The organism is Gemmatimonadaceae bacterium (assembly GCA_035533755.1).
Lineage (GTDB): Bacteria > Gemmatimonadota > Gemmatimonadetes > Gemmatimonadales > Gemmatimonadaceae > JAGWRI01.
The window spans coordinates 1-3,113 of the sequence record DATLTC010000063.1 but is presented as its reverse complement, the minus strand read 5'-3'; the positions used below and the strand labels follow the sequence as shown (position 1 = coordinate 3,113).

Sequence of the window (3,113 nt, the reverse complement as noted above, 5' to 3'; positions counted from 1 at the left end):
CCCGCACAGGATCTTGCCCAGCGTGCTCTTGCCGGCCCCGTTCTCGCCGCACACCGCGTGGCACGATCCCGGCGCGACGTCGAACGAGACGTCGTTCAGCGCCGTGACGCCGGGAAAGCGCTTGGTGATGCCGGAGAAGCGAACCGCGGGCTCGGCCATGACGGCTCAGTGGGGCAGCGCGAGATACGAGGAGTCGACGTCCGTGAACCCCCAGGCCTTCAGCTGCCGCGCATACGTGCCCAGGTTGTCCTTGGTGACGCGGATCAGGTTCATCTGCACGTGCGCCGGCACGTCCTTGTGCAGCAACACGTGGTCCACGATGGTGTTCACCGACACATAGCCCCAGTCGTACGTGGGCTGGGCCAACAGCACGGGCGCGATGCCCTTGGTGATGTAGGCCAACTGCTGCGGCAGCGCATCCACCGACACGACCTTGATCTTGGACGGGTCGAGCGTGGTGAGCAGCGCCTTGGTCCACAATGCCCAGCCGCCGATCATCGCCCACCCCTGGATGTTGGGGTAGGCGTTCATGGCCCGCATCACCTCGGCGGCGGCGTCCTGCGGCGTCTCCGCATGGTAGAACGTGTTGAGGATCTTGATGCCGGGGTACTTCGCGGCGGCGTCCTTCACTCCCTGCACGCGCTGCTGCAGGTTGGGGGCGTTCTGGTTGCCGGCGAGAATCGCGATGTTGCCCTTGCCATTCATCTGCTTGGCGAGCTCGTCCATCACCTGGCGGCCGATGGCGTTGTCGTCGCCCCCGGAGAACGAGAAGCGCGTGGAGTTGGGGGCGTCGCTGTCGAACATCATCACCGGCACGCCGCGATCCACCGCCGAGTTGATCGCGTCGGTGACTTTGTTGGCGTCGCTGGTGGACATGAGGATGGCGTTGTCGCCGGCGTCCACGGCCTGGGACACGCGCTGGGCCTGGACCTGCGCGTCCTCGGTGGGCGGCGTGAGCCAGTCGATGCTGATCTTGATGCCGAGCTTCTTGCTCTGTTCGGCCGCCGCCGTCTCGGCGCCGACGCGTCCGGAGAGGAACACCGGATTGGTGGAGCTCTTGGCGATCATGGCGATCGTGAACGTCTTGGGGAGCGCGCCGGCCGCCGCCGAAGCGGCGGTGCTGCCGCCGGCCGCGGTCTTGTTGCCGCCGCCGCATGCGGCGGCCCAGGCGATCAGCGCAACGGGAGCGAGACGGGCAATTCGAGACGCACGCGACATCGGGACTCCGGGAGTGGGGCGGCTAGGACGACGACGACGATTCGCGACCCGCGGCCAGACGGCGCGACATCAGCCGGGTGCCGCTCTGATCGATGACGACCGCGAGAATCATCGCCGTGCCGACGATGATCCATTCATAGTTCTGATCCAGGTGCAGGGTGCGGATGGCCTGCCGGATGACGACGATCAGCATGGCGCCGAGCATGGCGCTCACCGCGCTGCCCTTGCCGCCCGACAGGCTGGCGCCGCCGACCACGGCCGACGCGATCACGTACAACTCGTACCCGTTGGCGTCGGACGAGGTGGACGATCCATAATAGCCGGCGCCAAGGAAGGCGGCGATGCCCGCCGTGAGACCCGAGAGGACGAACACGCCGAGCGTGACGCGCTTGACGTTGAGGCCGGCGTACCGGCTGGCTTCGGGATTGCCCCCGACGGCGAACACATGGCGGCCCATGACCGTGCGCGACAGATAGACCGCGCCGAGGGCGGTGACCACGAACATGACCAGCATCGGCACGGGGTAGAGTCCCTCGGCCAGTCCCATCTGGGCCCGCACGACGTTGGTGAGGCGGCCCGGCAGGATGATGCTCTCGGCATGGCTCGTGACGAACGCGAGGCCGCGCAGGATCCACATCGTGCCCAGCGTGATGATGAACGAGTGCACGCCCAGCCCGATCACCATGATGCCGTTGGCGAGTCCGCAGATCAGGCTCACGCCGATGCAGGTGGCGAGCCCCAGGGCGACCGTCGCCACGGGGCCCATCGGGCCGGCGGCGCGGAGCACCATCGCCATGGTGACGCCGGAGAGCGCATACACGGCGCCCACCGAGAGGTCGATGCCGCCGGCGATGATGACGATGGTGGCGCCGACGCCCATGATCGCGAATCCGCTGGCGTCGGTGGCCATCTGGAGCAGCGTGTACTTGTTCAGGAAATTGTTGACGGTCCGGCCGGTCAGCGCATCGACGTGCGAACCGGCGGTGAGCGTGAGGACCACGCTCAGCGCCACCAGCACGCCGAGCAGGCCGAGCTGCGGCGATCGGAGGAGGGAACGGAGCCACGAACGGCCCGCGGACTGCGTGGAGGACGCGCCGGGTGCGGCGGGTGGATTCGGAGAAGCGGAGGGCGCGGCCTGGGCGGGTTGGTGTTCGGGCGGCACTTCCATTACGGTGAGGGCTGCAGGCGGAAACGTGAGCAACGTTACGGCGCGTCCGGAACAGTGTCAACGCGCGGCGGCGCTCTTCCCGGCCCCACGTTCGGCCCGTAATCTCTACACGCTTTCACCGTCCGAGCTACCCATGACGCTCCATCAGATCCAGTCCAGGAAGCGCGCCGCCCAAGCGGCGCGGAAGCCGTCCCCCGCGCCCCGTGCCGCCGCCAAACGGCCGGCGCCCGCCAAACGCGTCACCGTGGGGTTGCTCGTGGGCAACCGCGGCTTCTTTCCCGGGCACCTGGCGCGTGAAGGGCGCGACCAGATGTTGGCGGTGTTGAAGGACGAGGGCTTCGACGTCGTCGCGCTCGGCGTGGACGACACGCGGTACGGCGCCGTGGAGAGCCGGGACGAAGCCAAGGCCTGCGCGGCGTTGTTCAGGAAGCACCGCGACCGGATCGCCGGCGTGATCGTGACCCTGCCCAACTTCGGCGACGAGCGTGGCGTGGCCGAGACGCTGCGCCTGGCCGGGCTGAACGTGCCGGTGCTGGTGCACGCCGCCGCCGACGACCCCAAGCAGATGCTGATCGCCAACCGGCGCGACGCGTTCTGCGGCAAGATGTCGGTGTGCAACGTGCTCACGCAGTACGGCATCCCGTACTCGCTCACCACCGTGCACACCGTGGCGCCTGGCGCGGAGAGTTTTCGCAAAGATCTGCGCGCCTTCGCCGGCGTCTGCCGC

4 protein-coding genes are annotated in these 3,113 nt (G+C 68.3%); 1 reads left to right on the top strand and 3 read right to left on the bottom strand.

Going from position 1 to position 3,113, the window contains the following annotated elements; genetic code table 11:
* From VNE60_10095 to VNE60_10085, 3 genes are all read right to left on the bottom strand, one after another.
* On the bottom strand, positions 1-159 hold a 159-nt coding region (locus VNE60_10095; protein HVB31863.1), incomplete at its 3' end, for an ATP-binding cassette domain-containing protein.
* 6 nt (positions 160-165) lie between these two features.
* Complete coding sequence (locus tag VNE60_10090; protein HVB31862.1) at positions 166-1,218, bottom strand: substrate-binding domain-containing protein; 1,053 nt, start codon at positions 1,216-1,218, stop codon at positions 166-168.
* Positions 1,219-1,240: 22 nt separating this feature from the next.
* Positions 1,241-2,386 carry an ABC transporter permease gene (locus VNE60_10085; protein HVB31861.1) on the bottom strand — a complete coding sequence of 382 codons (1,146 nt, stop codon included), beginning with the start codon at positions 2,384-2,386 and terminating at the stop codon, positions 1,241-1,243.
* Positions 2,387-2,519: 133 nt separating this feature from the next.
* Between VNE60_10085 and VNE60_10080 the strand changes: the two genes are divergently transcribed.
* Positions 2,520-3,113 (top strand): hypothetical protein (locus VNE60_10080; GenBank protein HVB31860.1); only part of this gene is annotated, 594 nt, incomplete at its 3' end.

Coding starts and splice junctions, on each gene's coding strand:
- VNE60_10085 (HVB31861.1), bottom strand. CDS start 2,386: ATGGAAGTGCCGCCCGAACACCAACCCGCCCAGGCCGCGCCCTCCGCT.
- VNE60_10090 (HVB31862.1), bottom strand. CDS start 1,218: ATGTCGCGTGCGTCTCGAATTGCCCGTCTCGCTCCCGTTGCGCTGATC.